The 25,427-nt window shown below is 53.2% G+C and carries 25 protein-coding genes and 3 tRNA genes; 19 read left to right on the forward strand and 9 right to left on the reverse strand.

Annotation, left to right across the window (positions count from 1 at the left end; translation table 11 throughout):
• Positions 1-800: hypothetical protein (locus ACMZ66_RS10790; protein ID WP_416937212.1), on the reverse strand; the 800-nt coding region annotated here is incomplete at its 3' end.
• A 226-nt stretch (positions 801-1,026) separates the two neighbouring features.
• On the opposite strand from ACMZ66_RS10790, the gene ACMZ66_RS10795 reads away from it, so the two are divergent.
• A complete protein-coding gene (locus ACMZ66_RS10795; protein ID WP_416937213.1) occupies positions 1,027-1,821 on the forward strand; it encodes an enoyl-CoA hydratase in 795 nt (264 codons plus the stop codon).
• 80 nt (positions 1,822-1,901) lie between these two features.
• Positions 1,902-2,537 (forward strand): LysE family translocator, encoded by a 636-nt coding sequence (locus ACMZ66_RS10800; protein ID WP_416937214.1) that lies wholly within the window; start codon positions 1,902-1,904, stop codon positions 2,535-2,537.
• Here ACMZ66_RS10800 and ACMZ66_RS10805 read toward each other — a convergent pair.
• Positions 2,534-3,403: a sulfite oxidase heme-binding subunit YedZ gene (locus tag ACMZ66_RS10805; protein ID WP_416937215.1), complete on the reverse strand. Its 870-nt coding sequence runs from the start codon at positions 3,401-3,403 to the stop codon at positions 2,534-2,536. The genes ACMZ66_RS10800 and ACMZ66_RS10805 overlap by 4 nt on opposite strands.
• Positions 3,404-3,580: 177 nt before the next feature.
• On the opposite strand from ACMZ66_RS10805, the gene ACMZ66_RS10810 reads away from it, so the two are divergent.
• Entirely contained in the window at positions 3,581-4,021 is a 441-nt protein-coding gene (locus tag ACMZ66_RS10810) for a CoA-binding protein (RefSeq protein WP_416937216.1), read from the forward strand.
• Positions 4,022-4,086: 65 nt separating this feature from the next.
• Here ACMZ66_RS10810 and ACMZ66_RS10815 read toward each other — a convergent pair whose 3' ends face one another.
• Positions 4,087-4,743 (reverse strand): hypothetical protein, encoded by a 657-nt coding sequence (locus ACMZ66_RS10815; RefSeq protein WP_416937217.1) that lies wholly within the window; start codon positions 4,741-4,743, stop codon positions 4,087-4,089.
• 173 nt (positions 4,744-4,916) lie between these two features.
• A complete protein-coding gene (locus tag ACMZ66_RS10820; RefSeq protein ID WP_416937218.1) occupies positions 4,917-5,816 on the reverse strand; it encodes an OmpA family protein in 900 nt (299 codons plus the stop codon).
• A gap of 226 nt (positions 5,817-6,042) precedes the next feature.
• Between ACMZ66_RS10820 and ACMZ66_RS10825 the strand changes: the two genes are divergently transcribed.
• The 3 genes from ACMZ66_RS10825 (at position 6,043) to ACMZ66_RS10835 (ending at position 8,207) form a co-directional block, all read left to right on the forward strand.
• Positions 6,043-6,999 (forward strand): mechanosensitive ion channel family protein, encoded by a 957-nt coding sequence (locus tag ACMZ66_RS10825; RefSeq protein ID WP_416937219.1) that lies wholly within the window; start codon positions 6,043-6,045, stop codon positions 6,997-6,999.
• Positions 7,000-7,192: 193 nt separating this feature from the next.
• Positions 7,193-7,774: a DJ-1/PfpI family protein gene (locus tag ACMZ66_RS10830; protein WP_416937220.1), complete on the forward strand. Its 582-nt coding sequence runs from the start codon at positions 7,193-7,195 to the stop codon at positions 7,772-7,774.
• Positions 7,775-7,892: 118 nt separating this feature from the next.
• Positions 7,893-8,207 (forward strand): ribbon-helix-helix domain-containing protein, encoded by a 315-nt coding sequence (locus ACMZ66_RS10835; protein ID WP_416937221.1) that lies wholly within the window; start codon positions 7,893-7,895, stop codon positions 8,205-8,207.
• Between the two features lie 21 nt (positions 8,208-8,228).
• Here the strand turns inward: ACMZ66_RS10835 and ACMZ66_RS10840 are convergent, their stop codons facing one another.
• The 3 genes from ACMZ66_RS10840 to pyk form a co-directional block, all read right to left on the reverse strand.
• Positions 8,229-9,185 carry a hypothetical protein gene (locus ACMZ66_RS10840; RefSeq protein WP_416937222.1) on the reverse strand — a complete coding sequence of 319 codons (957 nt, stop codon included), beginning with the start codon at positions 9,183-9,185 and terminating at the stop codon, positions 8,229-8,231.
• A gap of 6 nt (positions 9,186-9,191) precedes the next feature.
• Complete coding sequence (locus tag ACMZ66_RS10845; RefSeq protein WP_416937223.1) at positions 9,192-10,685, reverse strand: DUF2336 domain-containing protein; 1,494 nt, start codon at positions 10,683-10,685, stop codon at positions 9,192-9,194.
• A 361-nt stretch (positions 10,686-11,046) separates the two neighbouring features.
• Positions 11,047-12,462 carry a pyruvate kinase gene (gene pyk, locus ACMZ66_RS10850; RefSeq protein ID WP_416937224.1) on the reverse strand — a complete coding sequence of 472 codons (1,416 nt, stop codon included), beginning with the start codon at positions 12,460-12,462 and terminating at the stop codon, positions 11,047-11,049.
• 285 nt (positions 12,463-12,747) lie between these two features.
• Here pyk and ACMZ66_RS10855 point away from each other — a divergent pair, with 285 nt between their 5' ends.
• From ACMZ66_RS10855 to ACMZ66_RS10910, 12 genes are all read left to right on the forward strand, one after another.
• A complete protein-coding gene (locus tag ACMZ66_RS10855; protein ID WP_416937225.1) occupies positions 12,748-13,221 on the forward strand; it encodes a deoxycytidylate deaminase in 474 nt (157 codons plus the stop codon).
• A 283-nt stretch (positions 13,222-13,504) separates the two neighbouring features.
• Positions 13,505-13,999 carry a response regulator gene (locus ACMZ66_RS10860; protein ID WP_416937226.1) on the forward strand — a complete coding sequence of 165 codons (495 nt, stop codon included), beginning with the start codon at positions 13,505-13,507 and terminating at the stop codon, positions 13,997-13,999.
• On the forward strand, positions 13,996-14,550 hold the full coding sequence (locus ACMZ66_RS10865) for a transcriptional regulator (protein ID WP_416937227.1): 555 nt from the start codon (positions 13,996-13,998) through the stop codon (positions 14,548-14,550). The genes ACMZ66_RS10860 and ACMZ66_RS10865 overlap by 4 nt, the downstream gene beginning before the upstream one ends.
• Positions 14,551-14,748: 198 nt before the next feature.
• Positions 14,749-14,825, forward strand: a tRNA-Asp gene (locus ACMZ66_RS10870).
• A gap of 346 nt (positions 14,826-15,171) precedes the next feature.
• Positions 15,172-15,248 (forward strand) — tRNA-Asp (locus ACMZ66_RS10875).
• Positions 15,249-15,443: 195 nt separating this feature from the next.
• Positions 15,444-15,520, forward strand: a tRNA-Asp gene (locus ACMZ66_RS10880).
• A 437-nt stretch (positions 15,521-15,957) separates the two neighbouring features.
• The gene (locus ACMZ66_RS10885) at positions 15,958-17,547 is read left to right on the forward strand and encodes an ABC transporter substrate-binding protein (protein WP_416937228.1); all 1,590 of its coding nucleotides are present in this window, start codon (positions 15,958-15,960) and stop codon (positions 17,545-17,547) included.
• Positions 17,548-17,563: 16 nt separating this feature from the next.
• Positions 17,564-18,631 carry an ABC transporter permease gene (locus ACMZ66_RS10890; RefSeq protein WP_416937229.1) on the forward strand — a complete coding sequence of 356 codons (1,068 nt, stop codon included), beginning with the start codon at positions 17,564-17,566 and terminating at the stop codon, positions 18,629-18,631.
• Positions 18,632-18,633: 2 nt separating this feature from the next.
• Positions 18,634-19,557: a nickel transporter permease gene (gene nikC, locus ACMZ66_RS10895; protein ID WP_416937230.1), complete on the forward strand. Its 924-nt coding sequence runs from the start codon at positions 18,634-18,636 to the stop codon at positions 19,555-19,557.
• A 2-nt stretch (positions 19,558-19,559) separates the two neighbouring features.
• Positions 19,560-20,405: an ABC transporter ATP-binding protein gene (locus ACMZ66_RS10900; RefSeq protein ID WP_416937231.1), complete on the forward strand. Its 846-nt coding sequence runs from the start codon at positions 19,560-19,562 to the stop codon at positions 20,403-20,405.
• A 1-nt stretch (position 20,406) separates the two neighbouring features.
• Positions 20,407-21,171 carry an ABC transporter ATP-binding protein gene (locus ACMZ66_RS10905; RefSeq protein WP_416937232.1) on the forward strand — a complete coding sequence of 255 codons (765 nt, stop codon included), beginning with the start codon at positions 20,407-20,409 and terminating at the stop codon, positions 21,169-21,171.
• 31 nt (positions 21,172-21,202) lie between these two features.
• Complete coding sequence (locus ACMZ66_RS10910) at positions 21,203-22,210, forward strand: dipeptidase (RefSeq protein ID WP_416937233.1); 1,008 nt, start codon at positions 21,203-21,205, stop codon at positions 22,208-22,210.
• A gap of 48 nt (positions 22,211-22,258) precedes the next feature.
• Here the strand turns inward: ACMZ66_RS10910 and ACMZ66_RS10915 are convergent, their stop codons facing one another.
• Positions 22,259-22,678, reverse strand: coding sequence for a hypothetical protein (locus ACMZ66_RS10915; RefSeq protein ID WP_416937234.1), 420 nt, complete (start codon positions 22,676-22,678; stop codon positions 22,259-22,261).
• 30 nt (positions 22,679-22,708) lie between these two features.
• Positions 22,709-23,134: an acyl-CoA thioesterase gene (locus ACMZ66_RS10920; RefSeq protein WP_416937235.1), complete on the reverse strand. Its 426-nt coding sequence runs from the start codon at positions 23,132-23,134 to the stop codon at positions 22,709-22,711.
• Between the two features lie 293 nt (positions 23,135-23,427).
• On the opposite strand from ACMZ66_RS10920, the gene parE reads away from it, so the two are divergent.
• On the forward strand, positions 23,428-25,410 hold the full coding sequence (parE, locus tag ACMZ66_RS10925) for a DNA topoisomerase IV subunit B (RefSeq protein WP_416937236.1): 1,983 nt from the start codon (positions 23,428-23,430) through the stop codon (positions 25,408-25,410).
• Positions 25,411-25,427 lie beyond the last annotated feature (17 nt).

Here is a 25,427-nt window from a genome sequence, read left to right on the forward strand (position 1 = left end):
GGCAGAACCTTGTTCCAGCTGAGCGGTTCGCGATTTCGGCGCGATGAATGCCCGCTCTTTGCCTGGGCCTGCTCCTGTTTAAGCAGCATTGCCTTACGCTTGGCTTCAAGGTCATCCCGCGCGGCCCAATTGGCTGTATTTTCCGGAAGATCAATGCGTGACTGGCGGGCTTCTGTTTCCTTCAGATCATCCACACGGCCCTTAATATCATTGGCCGGTGCCGCATCACCATTATCGCGCATGCCGTCAAGCAGGGTCCGCCCGCCATTCAGGCTTTCGACATATTCTTCATAAGCAGTCTTTTCCTTGGCGATCGCGGCTGCCTGTGCTTCGGCGTGAACCTGCGGATATTGCGCGGCACCGGCATTTGCCGTGCCCTGCGTAACCGCATTGGCAGCCTGCCCTTGCCCGCCGGTCAACATATAGGAAAAGCCGCTTGCCTTGTTCTGCACATGGACATGACGGTTGGGCTTGCCTGTTGTGCCGCCTTCTTCGCGTTCCTTCTTGGCATCAGCAAGGTTGGAGCTGCTAAGCAACGGCGCAGGTTTTGGACCAATCATGACGGGGCTTCGGATATCGCGGCCTGCATCCGGATCGATGACGCGATCTTCTTCGTCGTCATCATCAGATATTTTCGGCTTGGGCATCAAGAATTGCGGGACATCAAAACCATTGCGCAACAGACGCGCGCGCGCTTCTGCGCGATACCGTTCAAGGTCACGCTCCATCACCTCTTTGCTGTCAAACCGTTTCAACGGCGTCTGACGCACAGGTTTTGTGATCGTAGCGGATTTCAGCACCTGCTTTGTCGTCATAAAACGACTGGGCGCACGCCCTGGTTTCCGTGATTGATTGTCACTCATTCGCAACCACTTGCCGAATACTGAAACAACTCAGTTTCGAGCACATGATAATTCGGCACATCTCTTAGGGTTTTCTAAAGCACCCTTTACGTGCAATTCTACTACGACGTTCTGTAGAAGAAAATCAAAAATGACGATTTTTCAGTCAATTGGGAGGAATAACATGACAATTCCAGCATCCACCACCGATCTGGTCACGCGTCAGGATCATGATGGCTACGTTACACTGACCATGGCAAATCCAAGCCGCAATAACGCGCTTTCAGCCGCAATGATGACTTCCCTTCAAAATGCCTTTGATCAGGTCGCTTCTGAAAAGGACGTTCGATGCGTCATCTTGGCGGCCGAAGGTCCGGTTTTCTGTGCAGGTCATGACCTTAAGGAAATGAACGGCATTTCCAACTGTGACCAGCATGCCAGCCTGTTTGCCCAATGTAGCAAATTGATGATGCGCATTGTATCCCTGCCCCAGCCGGTTATCGCACGTGTTCGCGGCATGGCAACGGCCGCCGGTTGCCAGTTGGTTGCCTCATGCGATTTGGCGGTTGCTGCGTCGACATCAAAATTTGCCACACCAGGTGTGAATATCGGCCTGTTTTGCTCCACCCCGATGGTAGCACTTAGCCGCAATATCGCGCGCAAACATGCGATGCGGATGCTTCTAACCGGTGACCCGATTAATGCGGAAGCCGCCTTTGCCATGGGGCTGGTATCGGACGTGGTTGGCGATGATGAACTTGAAAGCCACACCGATGCATTGGCCGCAGGAATTGCTGCGCGTTCGGGCATGACGGTGCAAATGGGCAAACAGGCATTTTATCGTCAGATCGAAATGCCGCTGGCGGATGCCTATGGATTTGCATCAGACGTCATGACGGCAAATATGCAAAAACATGACGCTCAGGAAGGCATTGGTGCCTTTGTCGAGAAACGGCATCCGACATGGCGTCATGAGTAATCATCAAACAGTTGCAATCAGATTTGATGTCTGCGTTTGATCGTTTGATATGATGATCTATTGCTGTTGGAGGATGTTCCATGTCGTTTGAAATCTGGCTTGCCTTTGCTTTTGCCTGTGCGGTTGTTCTGGCCATTCCAGGCCCGACCATCATGCTTGTCGTAAGCTATGCACTGGGCAAGGGACGTCAAACCGCGTGGGCCACGGTTCCGGGCGTTGCCTTGGGCGATCTGACAGCCATGACGATCTCGCTTGCCGGCGCAGGTGCGCTTTTAGCCGCCTCGGCCGAGGCTTTTACGGTGCTTAAGCTGTGTGGTGCCGGATATTTGATTTATCTGGGCATCAAGATGTGGCGTGAAAAACCCGAAGCCCTGACAGACAATCCGGATGCAAAGCGCAATCGCCCGTCACGCATGTTCTTGCAGGCTTATGTCGTAACCGCCCTTAATCCCAAAGGCATTGTGTTCTTCATCGCCTTTGTCCCGCAGTTCGTGACCGCCGGAAGCCCCGTGCTGCCGCAGTTCATCATCATGACCACGACCTTTGTGGTGCTGGCTGCGATCAATGTCGCCATCTGGGCGGTTATGGCCGGTGCGCTGCGTGAACGATTCCGTGACCCTGCCGCGATGAAGCGCCTGACCCGCGTTGGTGGCGGGGTTATGATCGGGGCCGGATTGCTGACCGCGTTGACCCGGCGTGCCAGTGCGGCGGCCTAAGTCCGTAAACTTGGCCGAACCATTGATCCCAGATTGGCAAGTGCTACGCGCGCAACACCATCACGGCCGAACGGATAAATGACAATCATCGCAAGTCCGGCAAGGAATACATTCCACGCCGGACGCAGCGGCCACATCCATTCAAGATTGGCTACTGCCACGCGATCTGCCGGAATGCCAGTTGCCAGCGCATACCATGCATATTCAATACCGGCTGTCGCAAGACCAGCAATCAACGCCACAACAAACAATGTCAGCACAGAACGCAACGCCCATCCGCGCCAATGCGCAAAGCGGTAAAGCATCAAGGCCACATAAAGCCCCGCCATCAAGGTTGCTTCGCTGACATCAATCTTGGACTGCAAAAAGAAATGCACAACACCCAGAACAGCAATCGGGTGAACAAGCTTGTGAAGCTTCGTCCATTTCGCACCAAGCTTACGCATAGCAGCCTTGGTCGAAGTTGCAGCGAGAACTGCAAGCCCCACAACCGCAACAAAGCCGATGGTCAGATAGATGCGCAGCACGATCTCGCTTGCGATCCGACCCAGATCAAGGTTCTGGCTGATCGCATAAAGCACCACATGAATCACAACATAGGAAAAGGCCGCAAGACCGACTTGTCGGCGAATTTGAACAAGCTTTGAAAAACGTGTGATACGGCGCAAAGGTGTCAGGAACAATGACACCAGCAAAATGCGGATGGTCCATTCGCCGCTTTCAAGAATGGCCTCCTTGACCGGGATCGTCGCCCCACCCTGTTCAATCACGGGCCATAGAAGCACGATGCCCGGAATGAGCAACGCGACAAAGACCGTCAATTTGAAAAGGGAAAAGCGACCGGATGGATCAAGCCAAGGATACATTCAAAACAAGCCTGTCAAACTTACATCGATCACCTAGTCAAACCGCATTCATATGCAAAGGTCACTTAAACTCGGCATCAACTTTCCGCGAGTGGTGCCGACCAGCTGCCTCTTGCAGCAAGCGTGCGAACATATAACTATCATATTCAGTACGCGCCCCATAAACGGATGGACCAGATGCCACAATTTGAAAATCCAAGCGACGAACAGCTTAAGCAGCTTTTTGAAACCACCAAGACTATCGCCCTTGTCGGTGCCAGCCCCAAGCCGGAACGCCCGTCAAACGGTGTGCTGAAGTTTCTGCTTAATCAGGGATACAAGGTCATCCCGGTTAATCCCGGTCAGGCTGGTAGCGAAATCCACGGACAAACCGTTGTCGCACAGCTTTCTGATATTTCCGAGCCAGTGGATATGGTCGACATTTTCCGCAATAGCGAGGATGCAGCTGGTGTGGTCGATGAGGCGATCAAGATCGGCGCAAAAACCGTCTGGATGCAGCTTGGCGTCATTAACCCAGATGCAGCAGCCAAGGCCATCGAACATGGCATGACAGCCGTTATGAACCGATGCCCGGCGATTGAAATCCCGCGCTTGACCGGTGTTTCAGCAGAACACTGATCGCGACCAATATCGCAACAAAAGGCACCGGTTATCGGTGCCTTTTTTTGACTATCTCAGAAACCTTAGCCGCGACCACATTGTGCGATCAGATCGGGCACCAGCCCCTGATTGCCCATAAAGACCGGCTGGACGGCACTGGTAACGCTGTAGGTGGTGGTTTGTTCATCGACCAGCGCGTCATAAAGACCCGACGTTTCCAGAACCAGCGACATCACACCATCGGTTTTAATGCGAAGGGCAGCAAAGCCGTTTGCATATTCTGTGCGGGCACATTCTTTGCCAAGGATTGCGTCGAAACGTTCAACCAGCGCGTAGCGCGGGTTTTCGGTCAGATGATCACGTTTGACCACACCACCAACCGTAATGCCGGTTTTGGGGATATATTTGCCAAAGCGCGCTTGGGATTGAACGATGTAACCGTCCGGGAAATATACAGCGACATCTTCGGAAAGAAGAATGCGATCACCGATCACCTGGCCGGAACGCAGAAGCGCCTTGATCCGTTTGCCCGGAATATCGCCAGAGAATGCATTGAACCGCAGGTATTTTCCGTCACCGCGCTGATCAGCGAAGTATTTTTCAAACGGAACGACCGGTGTGATATCCGCCGAGTGCGCAATCGGTATCATTGATGCAGTTGCAACAGCCAGTGCGATTGGAAGTGCAAGTGCAACGCTCCCCGAGCGCCGCGAAAAGACCGACTTGATGGCCTTTAGCATGTGTCCCCGCCTCTCTCTAAAAAGCATCGGAATATTTTGCAGAGATTATTCGCATTGTTGCGAATTTCAACACCAATTACTGCGAAAAACACCGACACAGACAAAAGCACATAAAAAAACAACGAGGTGGCATCATGCCACCTCGTTGCCGAAGATTTGGTAAATGTCGAAGCTTAGTCGACAGAAATCGTCACACGACGGTTACGCGGCTCGCGAACACCATCCGGAGTCGGGATGAGAAGTTCGCCTTCACCAACGGCGTCGGTGTCAATCATGTCACCCTTGAGACCACGGCCGGTCAGCTCGCCAAGGGCGGCAGCAGCACGACGCTCAGAGAGTTTCAGGTTGTAAGCGGCCGAACCCGATGCATCGGCGTGACCGACGATCGAAACGGTACCCATGCTGGTCGCCCACTGTTCAGCAGCAGCGTCAAGAACGCGCTCGGAAACCGGGGTGATCGCAACGCTGTCAAAATCGAAGAAGATGGTGAACAGACGTGCTTCTTTTGCTGCAACCGGCTCTGCCATCGGTGCCGGTTCAACGGCACGAAGTTCTGCCATTGCAGCTTCGAAATCTTTCCAGCACTGGCTGATCAGCTCGGTCTGCCAGCCTTCTTCGCTTTCCTCAACCCAGCAATCGAAGCGGGCCTGAGCAATCGCAGCGGTGTCCGGCTTTTCTTCACGCTTGCCACCGTCCAGAAGGGCGATCAGCTCGTCACGAACTGCACGCTTCTGTGCGATTTCTTCAGCCGAGAAACGCCAGTTTGCCGGATCTTCCGGAAGAATGTTTTCGTCAGCAGCGACTTTGCCTGCTTTCTTCGCGAAGAAGTCAGCGTCAAAGTAATCGTACCACTCGTCAGCTTCGCGCTGTGCATAGGCAATGTATTCTGCCTTAAGCGCTTTGCCAAAAGCAGTGGTCGGCTCTGCGCCAGAAATCGCAGAAGAAACCGAGCTGCTATAGGTAAACGGGTTACCACCATAAGGAACGGCAGTACCGGTGTTATCAACAGTGCTACATGCACTCAGCAGAGCAATCCCACCGAGAGCAGCAACAATAGACGGACGAATCTGCATGTCTTACCCCTGTCATTAAGGTTGTTATTCAGGCAATACTTTAACACCAAAGATGTTGGAATTATGACTTAAAACGGCCGAAAATTCGATTTGTTCCATACACCTACAAAGAATTGGTGAAAGTATCGCACTTTTCAAGTCTCTCCAAACCTGTAATGCTAATTCTTTCACATCGTCGCATGACGATCAAATAACACATCCATGACACGGAGCGGACGAGGTGGACATGATGGAAACCGATGTATCGACCATCGCACAGATGCTAAAGGAATTTGCCCTGGGCTTTGGCCTGGATCTGCTGGGCGCAATTCTTATTCTTATTGTCGGCTACTGGATCGCAGGCCGGGCGGCCGCACTGGTACGCCATTCTCTTAAGAATGCCAAATTCGTTGATGCGACCCTGAAACCGCTGGCTGCAAGCATTGTTCGCTATGCCATTCTGGTTTTCGTCATTATCGCGGTTCTCTCGAACTTCGGCGTTGAAACCACAAGCATTATTGCTGTTCTCGGTGCTGCCGGTCTTGCAATTGGCCTCGCTTTGCAGGGTACGCTGTCTAACATCGCGGCTGGCGTCATGATCCTGATCCTGCGCCCGCTTAAAATTGACGAGTTTGTCGAAGCGGGATCGATTTCCGGTACGGTCGTTGAAATCACCTTGTTCACCACCCTGCTTAAAACCCCGGATGGTGTCTTCATCTCTGCCCCGAACTCGCAGATCTGGAACAGCGCCATCAAAAACTATTCACGCAACCCGACCCGTCGTCTCGACATTAAGGTCGGCATTTCTTACAGCGATGATGTTGATGCGGCACTCGACTTCCTGAAAAATCTGGTCGAATCCGATCCGCGCGTTCTGAAAGACCCGGCACCGATGAGTTTTGTGGCCACTCTGGGTGAAAGCTCGGTTGATCTGACCGCACGTGGCTGGGTCGCAACCAGCGAATTCTGGCCGACCTTCTGGGAACTGAGCCGTCGCTCGAAAACCGAGCTTGAAGCTGCTGGCTTCTCGATCCCGTTCCCGCAGCGCGACCTTCACATTATCGAAAGCCCGGAAACCGCAACTGCGGCAAAACCTGCTGCCAAACCCGCGGCAAAGAAACCGGCAACCCGTTCGCGCGCAACCACAGCCAAAACCGCAACCAAGACCACGGCTGCGAAAAAGGCAACGGCTGCAAAAAGCTGATCGTCTCCATCAATCACCTTCGAAAAGAGGCCCAACCGGGCCTCTTTTTTTGTATCTAACACCAAGTGATATCTATCGAAATGTGCCACTTGACAGACGTAGTAGTCCGCTGTTACCCGCGATATCCCGCCAAGGCATATAGTTCCCTGCCCTTGCCAATTTGCGGCAAGCCATAACAAGCGGGAGGACGAAAGTGTCTGCAAAGAAAATTCTCATGATCACCGGCGACTATGCCGAAGACTACGAAACCATGGTTCCGTTCCAGACCCTTTTAGCAGTTGGTCACAAAGTCGATGCTGTTTGCCCCGATAAGAAGGCTGGCGATACGGTTGCAACCGCCATTCATGACTTCGAAGGCGATCAGACCTATAGCGAAAAGCGCGGGCATAACTTTGCACTGAATGCGGATTTCGCGTCGGCGCGCGCCGAAGATTATGACGCCCTTCTGATCCCCGGAGGCCGTGCACCGGAATATCTGCGCCTGAACGAGGATGTCATTCGACTTGTCCGCGACTTCAATGATGCGGGCAAGCCGATTGCAGCGGTATGTCATGGAGCACAACTGCTGGCTGCTGCCAATGTCATTTCCGAACGCAAGGTTTCGGCCTATCCAGCCTGTGCGCCTGAAGTCAAACTGGCCGGCGGCACCTATGCCGATATCGCGATTGATGATGCGTGCACGGACGGCAATCTGATTACTGCACCAGCATGGCCCGCACACCCGAAATGGATGGCAGCGTTCCTTGCTGCCCTTGGTACTGAAATCAATTTGTAATCGAATATCGCCCAATCACTGATTGCGGTTGGGCGATATTTCCCTGACCATGGAGCCATCCAATAAAAAAGCCATTGGACAATTTGAACCGATGGCATTCACAGGAAAGGCCGTTCAAATGTGTCAAATCTATTCCGGGACCGAGCCCGAACTTTACCAGTGTGTCAGCCGTTCAGTTCGCATCAATGGTGTTGTTACCAGCCTGCGGCTCGAACTGCGCTTCTGGCAAATCCTTGATGAAATCGCTTCCGGCGAAGGGTTCAGCACGCCGCAATTTCTGGGCAAAATTCACGATGAAGTTGTCGCCACGCGCGGTGACATTCCCAATTTCGCATCATTGCTGCGTGTGATTTGTACGGTGTATCTGGAAAAGCAGGCCGGACTTCATGTCCCGGCAAAGGCAACTGCAACCGAGCCCCGGTTTGTCAGCTAGGCCACTGCAGCAAAGTGCGATCTAGTTCAGCCAGGAAGAAAGCTCGCGCGAGCTAAAGCCACCGCTACTCATAATCGGCGGGTTTGCATTGCGCTTTAAGGTCGGCTCAGCTGGTTTGATGATACTGTTGCGGCGATGCATGCCTGCTGCCGCACCGAAATCAAGCTGAGAACGTCCAAGAATATCGGTCGTCGATGGCTGCGACGGCTTTGCATTGATCGCAGGCGCAGGCGCTTGCTGTTTTTGCTTGGTTTCGTAAATCCAGCGCAACTCTTGCTTCAACGTCTGATATTCCGGGGTATCAGGGGCAGAGTTAACTTCGTTAACAATCTGAAGTTTCACCATCTGCGGGAAGCGATCAAGTCGCTCAAGCAGCATGAATTTCACACTTGGGCGCACCGCATCTGAGCGCATCAGCTTCATGACCAAGCGGCGATAAATATCGATCCGAAGGTTCCCGTTCGAAGCAAGCTCGATAAACTCTTCTACAAATTCACGCGCCGCCATCTTGCCATCCAAAAGTGCCCGCAGGTTTTCGGCCATTGCACGGCGATAGGCCTCACGAATTTCGACAACGTGATTGGATGCTCGTGTACGGACAAGATGGAAGGCTTCCGGGCTAAAGGCATTCTTGCTTAGAAGCTTTGCGCAATCGGCAACCAGCTCGTGCTTGGTGGCATCAGACACCACTTCAAACACGCCAGTAATCAGTTCCTTGCACTTGGCATGCGGACCCATGCGAATGGCTGCTGCCAATGCCATCGGGCTTTCCGGGTCCTTGGTCGCAATCACTGCAAGTGCCAGCGGATCATCATATTGCATCAAGGCAAGATCGTTACTCAGCAGATGCTCAGGCATCAACAGACGTTGCTGCTTGGCGGCACCGGTAACTGTCAGCGGCTCGCCGCTCAGATAGCTTTCCTTGATGTTCAGGGCGTATTTCAACCCGTCATATGAGATGCCAAGATTGCTGCGCATGGCTCCTCAGTCCTCTTTACGACGACCTTTGGGTCGCTTGTCAGAGACCAAACCTTCAAGCCCGCCACTATTGCGGCCAGCGCGCGGACGCATATTCGGATTACGAACCGGCGGATTTACGCCTTCTTTTTCGACACGCGGGCGCGATGCAGCCGGCTTAATGTCGTTAAAGAAATCGATGTACCAATCCATATCAGTGGTTGCCATGGCATAGCGACCGCCCGCAGCAGGGCTTTCAAGCCCGGATTCCGGAATACCATTGCTGATCTGCAAAACAACGGCCGACGGTGCCGTCATTCCGGCACGCCATGCAAGGGCCGTAATCGCACGCGCACTACCAGAATCCAAAATCTTGGACACAGCATTGATCGGGATCTGCGCGTAATGGGCAAGCGCCTGAACGACCAGGGCATCATCATTACGCGAAAGCGCATCAAGCACATATTGATCAATTGTCATCTTGGCATTGGATGCCTCGACCACGTCATGATCAGCCAGAACATCATCGGTCACATCAACGCCCATTCCCGCCTCATGGGCCGGATACGGCATGCGATTTTCAAACCGGGCCTTTTCGATCCGCTGACGAACCGATTGGCGCAATGCGCGGGCAACTTCCGTACGCATACGGCCCTGCTCGACCAAGGTATCGAACAAGGATGCCATGATGAAATGGGCGACACGGCGTTGCGCCTGACGTGAAATTCTCGCCTGACCACCAAGGATATCGTTGGACGGCGTCTTGGGTTTTTCAACCTTACGCTCGCCAATATGCGGGGTTATGGCAACGACGTTGCGCGGCGCATCGTCGCTGGAAAGAAAACGGTTCAGAAGGCCTACTTTTTCTTTTTCGGCCTGCTGTTCGATCAAACGAGCCTTGGCAGCGGCTTCCTGTTCTTCACGCAGACGTTCAGCAGCGGTTTGAACAAACTCGCCGCGCCCGCGCATGATATCAAGGAAGTCGGAATCGCTTAAAAGTTCGATATATTCGCCAATCGATACGCGACCGATGGCCTGAATATCCTGACGCAGGCGATTGGCAGCCTGACGGGTCATATAAGGTGTGTGGCCAAGTTCCTGCTCGATCAGCGAGATCACCTGCGGGCGATAACAATCGCCCATATTGGCAATCGCGGTTACGAACTCATCGACCATATCAAGACGTTCAGACGGGCTGATTTCCGTCATGTGACGACGCAGGCGACGCGCAACATCCATGCGGACGTCGCTGTCAAAATCAGGTGCGTCATCATCATCGTCAAGTTCGGACATTTCCGTCGACAGGCGCGCTGCATGTTCAAGTGCGGCGGCGTCGCTTAATTCATCTGCTGGATGCTTGCGGGGAATCGGGCGGCCACGCGTATTGGCGCCATCAGCACCAAATGCGTCAGGTGCGACTGTACGGACAGTGTCAGCAAGATCACGAAGCTTGGCCGTGGCTTTATCATCAAGCCCCCCATCGCCCGTGTTTTTCTGCCGATTGAACATCCAACTCAGCATTATCGCAGCTATTCCCCTGGTCCCGTGCCTGGCGGCATATCGGCATCAAACAGCGTCGACACCTTAATTTTTATGTTTTGTCAGAACAGTTTAACCAGAACTGACAGTGATACACAACCAGACAGGCAATCTAAATTTGATACCCCAACATCATCGGCACATATCGCGAGATACAGCCTTGATCACAGATAGACTATCGGTCCAAAGACTCAAAAAAACATTAACAATACAGAGCGCTATACATACCGCTCATATGCACGTTCCCTGCACAGGTGCATTCATGGCAAATCGACAATAAAAAACGGGCGACCAACTGGCCGCCCGCTTCACATTCATCACCTGATATCGCATCAGGCTATGATTAGCTTACCCATGCGATGCGCAAGATGTTGGTCGCCCCCGGAGTTCCGAACGGAACGCCAGCAGTGATCACAAGCGAGTCACCAGGCTTCGCGAATTCTTCGCGCTGTGCAACTTCACAGGCAATGCCAACCATTTCGGCAAAGTTGGTTGCGTCCCGGGTGAAGACCGGATGTACTCCCCAGCAAAGTGCCAGACGGCGTGCCGTCTGGATACGCGGGGTCAGACCGAGGATCTGAACTTCCGGACGTTCACGTGCAGCACGGAATGCCGTCGAACCAGACGTGGTGTAGTTAACAACCGCTTTGGAGCCGATCGTGGTAGCCACCTGACGGGCAGCAGCACTGATCGCGTCCGGTGCGTTATGTTCCGGATCCGGGCGGTTTGCATCGCGCATACGATAGTAAAGTTCGTCCTGCTCAACACGCACCAGAATACGGTCCATGATCGAAACGGTTTCAAGCGGGTATTTACCAACCGCACTTTCGGCCGACAGCATCACCGCATCCGCACCATCATAGATCGCGGTCGCGACGTCAGATGCCTCTGCACGGGTCGGTGCCGGGTTGGACACCATCGAGTCAAGCATCTGGGTTGCAACGATCACCGGCTTGCCAGCTTCACGACAGGCTTTGATGATGCGCTTCTGCAAGATTGGAACATCTTCCGGCGGGCATTCAACGCCAAGGTCACCACGGGCAACCATGACCATATCCGAGAGTTCAACGATCTCGTCGAGATGTTCAATCGCCTGCGGCTTTTCAAGCTTGGAAACAATCGCCGCACGGCCCTGAATGATCTTGCGGGCTTCGGCGACGTCTTCCGGACGCTGAACAAATGACAGCGCGACAAAGTCGACACCCATTTCCAGACCATATACCAGATCGGCACGATCTTTTTCGGTCAGCGGTGACAGCGGCAACATCACATCCGGAAGGTTGACACCCTTGCGGTTTGACAGCGGACCACCGGTGATAACAGTACATTCAGCCGATTTGTCATCGCATTTTTCAACGCGCATGCGCAGCTTGCCATCATCGAGCAGAAGGTTCGCGCCCGGTTTCAGCGCGGCATAAACTTCAGGATGCGGCAGCGAAACACGTTTGTTGTCGCCCGGTTTTTTGTCCATGTCGAAGGTGAAGGCGTCACCAGCATTCAGTTCGACCTTCTCGTCGGCAAAGGTGCCTACGCGGATTTTTGGACCCTGAAGGTCCATCAGAATACCAATCGGACGGCCGATTTTGGCTTCGACAGCACGGATGGCTTCGAAGCGGGCCAGATGTTCTGAGTGTTCCCCATGCGAGAAGTTCAGGCGGAACACATCCACACCTGACTGCACGATTTTCTCGAGGATTTCTGGCTTTGAACTCGCCGGCCCCAGGGTCGCGATGATTTTCGCCTTACGTTGACGGCGCATCGGCTACTACCTCTTGTTATTTGGTTTACACATGAGCCTTCCCGCTTCTGCCTGCATCTGCGGCGAGACGATAAGGCGTCCTGATCTTTTCTGGGGGTATCCCCTTAATAATCAATCAGCCCCTATTTGAACAGGGGCTTTTCATTAAATGCCTTTACAAAAATGTGATTTTTCACTGGACAATTACAAGAAGCACCCTCTTTAAAGGAGACATGTCGGGTTTGATGACGCCATGACGCGATCAGGGCACCCGACTAAACCTTTGGCGCAAGCAGGACCAATCACATGAGCAAATGGCACCATCGTTTTCTGGGACTAGCAGCACATATTGCCGATTGGTCGAAGGATCGCAGCACGCAGGTCGGCGCAGTCGTGATTGGCCCGAAAAAAGAAATTCGCGCTGTTGGCTATAACGGCTTCCCGCGCGGTGTGGATGACGAAGTCGAAAGCCGTCATCAGCGTCCGGAAAAATACGCCTATACCGAACATGCCGAACGCAACGCCATTTATAACGCCAGCTATACCGGCACATCGCTTGATGGATGCGCACTTTATGTAACACATTTCCCGTGCTGCGATTGCGCGCGCGCCATCATCCAGGCTGGTATCGCCGAAGTCTATGTTGATAAGACCAAACTAACCGCAGACTTCCTTGAACGTTGGGAACAGGATATGAAGATATCCACCGAGATGTTTGAAGAGTCCGGTGTCGCCGTTCAGGTCATTGATGACGATGGCACCACCAAGCCTATGGATTAATTTCGCCTACCCTCTTTGACTAACGGTCCAACACCCCATATGGGTGAACTTGAACCGGGCACGAGCAACAATAAAAACAAGACTGAAACATCGATTGTTCATTACCATCAACTGGCTACCAGTCAGTATTTGTCAGATTTTCACCCCAAACTAAGTGCGGTTTGGTATTGCTGGAAAACGGACAAAGGTATAAGGGTTTATACGACGGCAATAGAGATGACTTGCCACTGTAATCCCCTGAACAGCGACGCATTCCGTAACGATGCTCAGGAAACGAGGCCGGATGAACGCGAAAATCGACTTTAGTAAAATCAGCTTTCTGATCGTTGACGGGGACAAGATTTCAGCTCAAGTGGTGTACGACACTCTGTCTTATCTGGGCGCGTCCCATATCCAGCGCGTAAAAACACCAAACGATGCCTTTGACGTTTTGCGCTCTGAAAAGATCGATATCGTTGTCTGTGAATGGCGCTTGCGCGGCATGGATGGTCTTGAGTTCCTTGATGTCATGCGCAACTCGACCAATTCGCCGAACCGGTTTATTCCTGTTATTATGCTGACCGCGCACTCCGAACACCGCTATGTGACGACGGCGCGCGACCTTGGTATTACAGAATTTCTTGCCAAACCATTCAATGCCAAGGCACTTTATAGTCGATTGGTATCGGTCATTGCGCGACCGCGTGTTTTTGTAAACACCGGAACCTATTTTGGCCCTGACCGTCGTCGCAGACAGGTCCAGTTCGATGGCCCTGATCGAAGGAGCCTTGACGAATGACCCACTATGACTGGGGAAGCGGAGCGATCGTGAAGCCTGAAGAACCACGAAAAAAGAAGAATGTGCAGATTATCCCGGCGCAGACTGATCTTAAGCGCCGTGCCGTAAACTTCGTCAAAGGGTTTGACATCAACCTGTCGCCGGAACAACTCGAAGAACTCGAGCAGGTCGTCCAGCGCAGCTCAGAAACCTTTGTCCGTGACATCGGCAAGGATCTGATGGATTGCCGCCGCATGATCATTGCATCGCTTAGCGACAAATCCAATCGCCCGGAAGCTGTGATTACCGCAACTGACCTTGCCTATTCGGTCAAGGCACTTGGCGGTACGTTCCAGTATCCGCTGATGACCCAGATTGCCAAATCAATGGAAAGCTTCGTTGCGGATCGTAAAACCGCGAATGAAAAGCAGCTGCTTGTGATGCAGCTTCATATTGATTCGCTCTATGTTATCCTAGCAAGTCGCGTAACCGGGTTCGGCTCCACCGTCGAACAAGCAACCGTTGCTGCACTTACAAAGCTTGCCGAGCGATACGAAAAGCCGCGCGAATAGCATTGAACACAAACGCAAGGTTCCTGACCTTGCGTTTTTTGTTTCTGGCCTGCCCTGATCACATTCACATAACCCCAACGACATGAAAACAGCACCGCATTCCACCCATGGAAGTAATGCGTCATAAAATTGGAATTTGGGTGGAAAATTCGCTTGCGCCCCCAAAGTTCGACTGCTAAAAACCGCGCCACACACCATGCGGGTGTAGCTCAGTTGGTTAGAGCGCCGGCCTGTCACGCCGGAGGCCGCGGGTTCAAGTCCCGTCACTCGCGCCATTCCCTCCCTATGGGAATGAAACAAAAAAGCACCTCGGTTCGCCGATGGTGCTTTTTTGTTTTTAACGTCTTCCATACCCAATCAATCATCCAAATCACGTGGCCGGATCGCAATCGAGAAGGCTGTCATAATGATCGATGGAAGACGATCTAAAACCCCATTGAATCGTCCGCTTACAAGTGCAAAAAACGCAGGCAATTCAGCCCACCAAGGCACTCATATAACCATCTGTTTTCACTTGCATTTTTCAAAACCCAACGTCAACAAAAGCACCCCCTTCCTTTTTTTGCAAAAAAGCCCTTGCCAGACCGAACCACCCCTTATATAAACCGCGCCACACACCATGCGGGTGTAGCTCAGTTGGTTAGAGCGCCGGCCTGTCACGCCGGAGGCCGCGGGTTCAAGTCCCGTCACTCGCGCCATTCTCTCCCTAAGAGAATGAAACAAAAAAGCACCACGGTTCGCCGATGGTGCTTTTTTGTTTTTCACGCCTGTTTCGGCGCCAAATCCCCGCCAATTTAAGGCACCATTCGGGCACTGGCTTTTTCTTTGAAAAAACTGTCAAAAAGCCCTTGCCAGACCGGACCACCCCTTATATAAACCGCGCCACACACCATGCGGGTGTAGCTCAGTTGGTTAGAGCGCCGGCCTGTCACGCCGGAGGCCGCGGGTTCAAGTCCCGTCACTCGCGCCATTCTCTCCCTAAGAGAATGAAACAAAAAAGCACCACGGTTCGCCGATGGTGCTTTTTTGTTTTTCACGCCTTATTCTGGCGCGAGGCCCGCACCAGCCTCTTTCAAAACACAATTCCGAACTACTGACATCGCGTGGGCTGTTCGCCTATAGCCCTGCTCAACCCCCTGTAACTGAAATCAGATAAATTCTGACGTTTGAGTATTTTTGCGGCAATCCTGACCGTCTGGTCATTGATTAATCGTATAAAATATGCTCAGCTTCATCCGCATTAAGCGAACTACTTGCAGGCCGCCCCACTTTTTTGGGCCTGAGGGCAGTAAGCGACAATCAGGATAGCTGAACTGTTTTTGCGGCTTCTCTGAATGGTTGTTGTTTATCGCCTATTGGTCCTCGCCTTGGCCTGCAGTCCCACAACAACAAAACGGGAGGCGCATCATGCGCAAGTTAATTGCAGGGCTGGTCATGGGGACCGCGCTCGCTACCATGCCATTGGCAGCACAGGCCGAAACGCCGAAAAACGCGCTTGTCATGGCATTCGCCATTGATGACATCATCACACTCGACCCCGCCCAGATTTTCGAATTCTCGGGCGCGGAATATGCCGGCAACACCTATGATCGCCTGATTGGCTTTGACAATGACGACGTGTCAAAGATTTACGGCGTGATTGCGGAAAGCTGGGATGTTTCCGAAGACGGCAAGACCTTTACCTTCAAAATCCGTGACGGCATCGAATTCGCATCGGGCAACGATCTTACCGCTGAAGATGCGGCCTTCTCGCTGCAGCGCGTGATCCTTCTTGATCAGTCACCGGCTTTCATCCTTGGCCAGTTCGGCCTCACCCCAGACAATGTCAAAGAAAAGATCCGTGCCGTTGACGAGTCCACGCTGGTCATGGAACTCGACAAACCATACGCGCCAAGCTTCGTGCTGTATTGCCTGACCGCCGGCGTTGGCTCGGTCGTGGATAAGGAAGAAGTGCTGGCTCATGAGGTCGATGGCGACCTTGGTCATGAGTGGCTTAAAACCAACTATGCCGGTTCTGGCCCGTTCAAACTGAACAAATGGACTGCAGGTGAAAGCCTGAGCCTGACGGCAAATGACGATTACTGGGATGGCGCGCCGGAAATGAAGCGCGTAATCATTCGTAACGTCAAGGAAGCAGCAGCGCAGCAGCTTCTTCTCCAGAAAGGCGATATCGACATCGCGCGTAACCTTGAAGCCGATCAGCTGGCATCAATCAAGGGCGACGAAAACATCAAGATTATGTCCAAAGGCAAAGGCGCACTTTGGTATCTTGGTCTGTCGCAGAAAAACGAATACCTGTCTAATCCAAAGGTTCGTGAAGCGCTGAAATACCTTGTGGATTACACCGGCATTTCCGAGACCATCCTTGCCGGTCGTTCGCAGATCCATCAGGGCTTCCTTCCAGAAGGCTTCCTTGGCGCCTATAACGAGAATCCATATGGCTTGGATGTTGAAAAGGCCAAAGCCCTTCTGGCCGAAGCCGGTCTTGCCGATGGCTTTAGTGTCACCATGGATACACGTAACACCACCGCCATCATGGCGATGGCACAGTCTATCCAGGCAACCTGGGCACAGGCTGGCATCAATCTGGAAATCATTCCGGGAGATGGCAAACAGACCCTGACCAAGTACCGTGCGCGTCAGCACGATATCTATATCGGTCGCTGGGGCCCGGATTATCAGGATCCGCACACCAACGCATCCACCTTTGCCTGGAACCCGGACAACTCCGACGATGCAATTGCCAAGCCGCTGGCATGGCGTAACTCGTGGGATGCCGGTGCACTGACGGCTGAAACCGATGCCGCAACGCTTGAGCGTGATGATGCCAAACGTGCAGCGATGTATGTCGACCTTCAAAAGAAGGTTCTGGCAGATGGTCCGTTCGTTGTGATGTTCCAGGAAACTGAAATCGCGTCCATGCGCGGTAACGTGAACAACTTCGTCCTCGGTCCGTCGTTCGATAACAACTACTATCGCTTTGTAACCAAGGACTAAGGAGACAACGGTCGTAATGTCCGCTGTTACACGCAAAAATCGGGACGGGCGCAAACGCGCCCGTCTTGCTTCGGGCAAGGCTGGCAGTTTCCTGCGTCTTGTTTTCTCACTCGCCATCACATTTTTCGGGTTGCTGCTTGTCACCTTCCTGATAGGTCGCGTCTTGCCGATTGATCCGGTTCTGGCTGCTGTTGGCGACCGTGCCCCACAAGAAGTCTATGACCGCGTTCGCGAGGAAATGGGCCTCAACCTGCCACTTTGGCATCAGTTCTTTATCTATATTTCCAATGTGCTTCAGGGCAATTTTGGTCAGTCGGTTCTAACAGCCAACCCGGTGATTGAGGACATCAAACGTGTCTTCCCGGCAACGCTGGAACTGGCAACCATTGCAACAATCATTGGCGTCGTCCTTGGCGTCCCTGCTGGCGTTTTCGCGGCCATCCACAAAGGAAAGTGGCCTGATCACGCAGTGCGCGTGATTGGCTTAGCTGGCTACTCCATGCCGATCTTCTGGCTGGGATTGATGGGGCTTCTGGTCTTTTACATGAAGCTTGATTGGGTTGCAGGCCCCGGGCGACTGGATGCGTTCTATGTCGATTTTATCGAACCCACCACGGGCCTGATGTTGATCGACACCCTGATCGAAGGTGACATGGATCTGTTCTGGAATGCGGTGTCGCACATCATTCTGCCCGCATCGATCCTTGCCTATTTCTCGCTGGCTTACATTGCCCGCATGACGCGGTCCTTCATGCTCGAACAGCTTAGTCAGGAATATATTCTGACCGCGCGCGTCAAAGGCATTTCCGAACATCGCATCATCTGGCGTCATGCGCTGGGCAATGTCATGGTCCCGTTGGTCACCGTAATTGCACTGTCTTACGCCAACCTGCTCGAAGGATCGGTTCTGACCGAGATCATTTTCGCATGGCCGGGACTTGGTCTTTACATCACCAACTCGTTGCTCAATGCCGACATGAACGCGGTTTTGGGCGGAACTGTTGTTGTTGGCGCAGTCTTTATTAGCGTGAATATGCTTTCAGACGTGCTTTACCGCCTGCTCGACCCCAGAGCGCGGAGATAATCATGAATACACAAACAAACATCTCCAAGCCGGGTCTGAAAAACTGGCTGACATCCGATACGCCGCAATCACGTTTTCAGGCACAATGCGGGCGCGCTTGGCTGGGCTGGATCAAGTTCACTGAAAACAAGCTTGCAATGGTTGGTCTTTCAATCGTCATTGGCCTGATCCTGGTGACGATCTTTGCTCCACTTCTTGCGCCACATGATCCGCTTGCAGCAGACCTTAGCAAACGCATCCTGCCCCCAGGTGCAGAACACTGGTTTGGTACGGACCAATTGGGGCGCGATATCCTGTCGCGCCTGATTTACGGTGCGCAATACACGCTCCTGATTGTCGGTCTTGTGGCGATTACGGCCGCCCCTGTCGGGCTTTTGGTCGGAACAGCTGCGGGGTTCTTTGGTGGATGGGTTGATGCGACACTGATGCGCATCACCGATATCTTCCTGGCCTTCCCCAAGCTCATTTTGGCACTGGCCTTTGTCGCGGCCCTTGGCCCGGGTATTGAAAACGCCATTCTGGCAATCGCCATTACCGCATGGCCCCCCTATGCCCGTATTGCGCGCGCAGAAACGATCACAGTGCGCAAATCCGACTTCATCGAGGCCGCCCGTTTGCAGGGCACATCAAACATGGGCCTGATCGTGGGTCACATCATGCCGATGTGCATGAGCTCGCTTGTTGTGCGCGTGACCCTTGATATGGCAGGCATGATCCTGATTGCTGCTGGCCTTGGCTTCCTTGGTCTGGGGGCACAGCCACCGATGCCGGAATGGGGTGCGATGGTTTCTGATGGCCGTCAGTTCCTTTTGGAACAATGGTGGGTCGCCACAGTGCCGGGCATTGCAATCTTCATCGTCAGTCTTGGCTTCAACCTTCTCGGTGATGGCCTGCGAGACGTTCTTGATCCGCGCGGAGGAGATTGATCATGAGCATCGATAATCTTCTAAGCGTAAAGAACCTGCGCGTCACCTTTAACACCCTGAAGGGGGATGTGAATGCTGTGCGTGGTGTTTCGTTTAAACTTGGACGTGAACGCCTTGGCATTGTGGGTGAATCAGGTTCCGGCAAATCACAAACCGGGCGCGCCATTCTTGGCCTGACGGCAGCAAACGGCAAAATCGCCGCCGATGAATTGCTGTTTCATGATGTCGATCTCGCAAACCTGACGCCAAAGCAATGGCGCAAGGTGCGTGGTGCGCGCATTTCCATGATCATGCAGGACCCGAAATATTCGCTAAACCCTGTCATGACCATCGGCGATCAGATCATTGAAGCATACCGCGAACATCACAAGGTCAGCTCCAAAGAAGCCCGCCACCGCGCGATTGATATGCTTGAGGCAGTTAAAATTCGCGACCCTGAACGCGTTTTCAATTCCTATCCGCACGAAGTTTCAGGCGGCATGGGCCAACGCGTGATGATCGCCATGATGCTGATCCCTGAACCGGAACTGATCATTGCAGATGAACCGACATCGGCCCTTGATGTCACGGTCCAGCTTCAGGTCATGGCTATTCTCGATGATCTTGTGCGGGATCGTGGCATGGCGCTGATTTTTATCAGCCATGACTTACATCTGGTTTCGAGCTTCTGCGACCGGGTTCTTGTGATGTATCAAGGCCTTGTCGTCGAAGAGCTTAAGGCATCTGCCCTGCACGAAGCCAAACACCCCTACACCAAGGGCCTTTTGAACTGCTTGCCAAAAATGGATGGCGATCACAGTGATCTGCCAATCCTTGAACGTGAAGCAAGCTGGGCGGAGGCACAATGAAATGATTGAGATTTCAAAACTCAATGCATGGTTTGACGATCATCACGTCTTGAAAGACTTCGATATCACCGTTCCGAAAAACGGCTCGTTCGGTCTGGTGGGCGAGTCCGGGTCTGGCAAGTCCACCGTTCTTCGCACCATTACCGGGTTGGTTGATGACTGGGAAGGCAAAATTGTCGTCAATGACAAGGAACTTGGCGCCAAACGCGACAAGGCGTTTTACCGCCTTGCCCAGATGGTATTTCAGGACCCGTTCGGATCACTGCATCCACGTCACACCATCGACCGCATTCTGACCGAGCCGGTCAATATCCATGGCCTTGGCAATTCTGATGCCCGCGTGGTTGAGGCCCTTAAGCAGGTTGGTCTGGATAACTCGTTCCGGTTCCGCTACCCGCATCAGCTTTCGGGTGGACAGCGCCAACGTGTTGCCATTGCCCGTGCCCTGATTTTGGAACCGAAGATCTTGCTGCTTGATGAACCGACATCTGCCCTTGATGTCTCGATCCAGGCAGAAGTTCTCAACCTTTTGGGTCGGTTGCGCCGTGAACTTGGCCTGACCTATATCATGGTCAGTCACGACCTCGCGGTTGTGGCTCATATGTGTGACGATATTGCCATCATGAACCATGGCCGCATTGTTGAACGGGCCACCGCAAGCCAGCTTGCAGAAGGCACGCTTGAGCATCCATACTCCCAACAGCTTTATAAGGCTGCTGCGGGGTATGACCGGGCAGTCGTTGACAGCTTTGTCGATTGGGACTGACCAACGCCCCACGAAAACAGGATAGGTTTGAATGACGATTGCCACCAACCCGACGCGCCCGCCCCTTTATCGCCCAAGCTTCACCTGGGATGCGCATGCCTGTCTGCCGCTTGATGAAAAAACACCGGCTAACCTTCTGGACGAGTATGTGAAGGGCAATGTCGATTATGTCTGTGTCAATGTCGGCATGGACATGAACAGCATCGCGCATATCATGCGCGTCATCGCCGCGTTCCGCGCCAAGATCGCCGCCCACCCCGACAAATACATGCAGATCGAAAGCTTTGATGATCTGGCAATCGCCAAGCAAAAAGGACTGCTTGGCGTTGGCTTTGATCTTGAAGGGTCGGTGATGCTCCAAGACATGCCGGAAATGGTCCCGGTCTTTGCCAAGCTTGGCGTGAAGCAAATCCACTTTGCCTATAACCGCAACAATTCAGTCTCGGGCGGGTGTCATGATGTTGATATCCCGCTGACCGATCTGGGTGTTGAAATGGTCAAGGCGGTCAATGCCAGCGGCATGATCATGGATTGCTCCCATACGGGTCGGCAAAGTTCGCTTGATATCATGCGGGTATCTTCAAAACCTATCGTGTTTAGTCACGCCAATCCGAAGGTTCTTGGCGGTCATGAACGCTGCGTTGATGATGAACAGATCAAGGCCTGTGCCGATACCGACGGTGTGATCGGCATTTGCGGCTTCCAGCGTTTCATCAAGTCACCCAACGCACCGGAAGTGCCCGATATGGTGCGCCATATCAAATATGCGGTCGATCTGGTCGGTGTTGATCATGTCGGCATCGGCTTGGATACCATGCCGTCTGTGGCCGGTTGTGATGACTTCCCTGATGGGGTGGACAAGGACTATTACTGGCCCGCAAGCAGTGGCTATGGCCCGGCGGCTGGCGGTGCGGCGGTGTTTGATCCCCGTAAGCTCCCTGCCCTTGCCGATGCGCTGATTGCAACCGGCTATTCGACCGATGATGTCGATAAAATCATGGGTGAGAACTTCATCCGCGTTGCCAAAGCAAGCTGGTAAAGATCATTGCAGGGATCGTCGTTTGACGGTCCCTGCCGCCAGCAAAACCTAGTTCTTGGTCGATGTCGACTGACCTGCATCGGTGGGCAGATCAAGCATTAACTCAATCCCCCCAAACTCATGCACAAGATCACCGGCACGAATGGTAACAGCGTGAACATCCGATGGAATCCTCACGCCCGAGAGGGATCGGGTAAAGGGTTGTTCTTCGACATGTGGATGTAGAAGTTCGCGTTCGCCAAGCACAGCACCATCCGGACCGACCACCTGCCAGACATTGGCATAGTGATCCCAACCGTTATCATCATGCGCTACCGTAACGTTGAACTGATAAGTCCCGTCTGCTGATTTGGTGGCGGATGCGGCAACAACATCCGCCTCACCCGCCACAATCGGGGCCGAAAACAACAGAGCCCCGCCTGCAACCACCAGACTGATCACATAACGTGTTCCAAACCGGTTCTGCATGGCGGGGCTCCTGTATCTTTACTCGTTTGCTTACGCGTCTGCTTCGTCCTTGCGGACCGGGCGCGGACGGCCTTCGGCGTCGATCGCAACAAAGGTAAAGGTTGCCTCGGTCACCTTGATGCGCGGCGGCTGGTTACGGCGCAGCACCCATGCTTCAAGATGCAGGATAATCGACGTATTACCGATCTTTTCTATATCGCCATAAACGCAAACCGTATCGCCGACATAGACCGGACGCAGGAACGTCATGCCATCAACGGCAACCGTGGCAATACGGCCTTCTGCAATCTGGCTTGCCAGAACGCCACCGGCGATATCCATCTGTGACATCAGCCAGCCACCAAAGATATCCCCGCTTGGGTTGGTGTCTGCGGGCATTGCCAGGGTTCGGGTGCAAAGATCACCGCGCGGCATGGTATTTTCCGCGTATTGGGATTGCTCATTCTCTGTCGCCATCAGGCTCACTCCTGTTTCGGGCATGGGAATTATGACATGCCAATTTTTTTATTGGACCTCCCGGTCTCGGTTTTCTGCGCCACTGCACGGAAAATGTGACCTCGGCCTAAGACCACCACTTGCATTGGACTTAAAAACACATTTTTATGGGCTTTGCTAACCGACATATGGCGCCCACCAGCAAACATATGGTACTCGTTTAGCGCCGAGGCATCCAACGCTCAATATCGATCAACAGGTATGCGTTGTTGGACCTTGTTTTAACACAATTAAAAGAAGTTGCGTTCCGGGGCATGACCGACCTTTTTGAAGATTCAAACCAATCTACAGACAAAGCTTATTCCGCCAAGGATATTGAAGTTCTCGAAGGCCTTGAGCCTGTCCGTCGACGCCCTGGTATGTATATCGGTGGCACGGATGATGCCGCCTTGCATCACCTGGTCGCGGAAATTCTCGATAACTCGATGGACGAAGCGGTCGCAGGCCATGCTGACTGGATCGAACTGGAACTAAAACCGGACAACACTGTTCTTGTCCGCGATAACGGCCGTGGTATCCCGACCGATCCGCATCCGAAGTTCCCCGACAAGTCGGCCCTTGAGGTCATTCTTACCACCCTGCACTCGGGTGGTAAGTTCTCGGGCAAGGCATATGAAACGTCGGGCGGTCTGCACGGTGTGGGTATGTCGGTGGTGAACGCGCTGACCGAAAAGTTCCGCGTTGAAGTTTGCCGTGACCGCAAAATGGTGTTTCAGGAATATTCGCGCGGTGTACCGCAGTCGCCCTTGCAGGATGGCGGCGCGATCAATAATCGCCGCGGCACCACGGTTATTTTCAAACCCGATCCCGAGATTTTTGGTGCGCGCGCCAAGCTGAAGGCGGCCACGATCTTCCGCATGGCACGCTCCAAAGCGTATCTTTACAAGGGTGTGGAAATCCGTTGGTCTGTTGACCCGAGCCTTCTGACCAGTGACGACCCGACCCCGCAGCAAGAAGTCCTGAAATTCCCAAACGGTATTCTCGATTACCTTGAGATGACCCTTGAGGGACGTGACCTTGTGACCGAACGCCCGTTTGCTGGCGAAGCAAAGTTTTCTGAGAGCGCGGGTCGCGTCGAATGGGCAATTGGCTGGCCGGAAAGCGGCGAAGGCTATTTCCATTCATACTGTAACACCGTCCCGACCCCGCTTGGCGGTACGCACGAAGCTGGTTTCCGTTATGCCCTGACCAAGGCGATCAAGTCCTATGGCGACATGACCGGTCAGAAAAAGGCAGCAGCGATCACCGCCGAGGACGTGTTTGGCGGCGGTTGCATCATGCTTTCGGTCTTTATCCCGGACCCGCAGTTCCAGGGCCAAACCAAGGAAAAACTGGGCACCCAAGGTGCAACCAAACTGGTTGAAACCGCGGTTCGTGACCATTTTGACCATTGGCTGACCGGTGATACCGAAAATGCCAAGAAGCTTCTGGAACGCATTATCCTGCGCGCTGAGGAACGTCAGCGCCGCAAGGAGAAAAAGGAAACCAAACGTCAGTCGGCAACCCGCCGTCTGCGTCTTCCGGGTAAGCTTGCCGACTGTTCGCGTTCAATTGCCGCTGGCACTGAAATCTTCCTGGTTGAGGGTGACTCGGCAGGTGGTTCTGCCAAACAGGCACGTGATCGTGAAACCCAGGCTGTATTGCCACTGCGTGGTAAGATCCTGAACGTTGCGTCAGCCACCTATGAAAAGATGATGGCCAACCAGGAAATCAAGGACATGATCGAAGCCTTTGGCTGCGGTTCCGGTTCCGATTTCCGTCTGACCGATCTGCGGTATGAACGCATCATCATCATGACCGATGCTGACGTCGATGGTGCCCATATTGCGTCGCTTCTGATGACTTTCTTCTATCAGGAGATGCCGGGTCTGATCGAAAGCGGTCATCTCTATCTTGCGATGCCGCCGCTTTATCGTCTGACCCAGGGTGGCAAATCGATCTATGCGATGGATGATGCCGAGAAGGAAGTCATTCTCGAACGTGAATTCAAGAACCCGAACAAGGTCGAGATTTCCCGATTTAAGGGTCTGGGTGAAATGCCCCCGCAGCAGCTGCGTGAAACGACAATGGCGCACAAGAAGCGCACATTGCTGCGTGTTACGCTTCCTGATGCGGCCGAACCCGATGAACGCGGTCAAACCAAGGATCTGGTCAATCGCCTGATGGGCAAAAAGCCGGAGCTGCGTTTCCAGTTCATTCAGGAACATGCCCGTTTCGTCGAGGATATCGACGTCTGATCGGCATTTTGATTATT

The sequence above is a fragment of the Thalassospira sp. genome (genome assembly GCF_048059015.1).
Taxonomy (GTDB): Bacteria; Pseudomonadota; Alphaproteobacteria; order Rhodospirillales; family Thalassospiraceae; genus Thalassospira.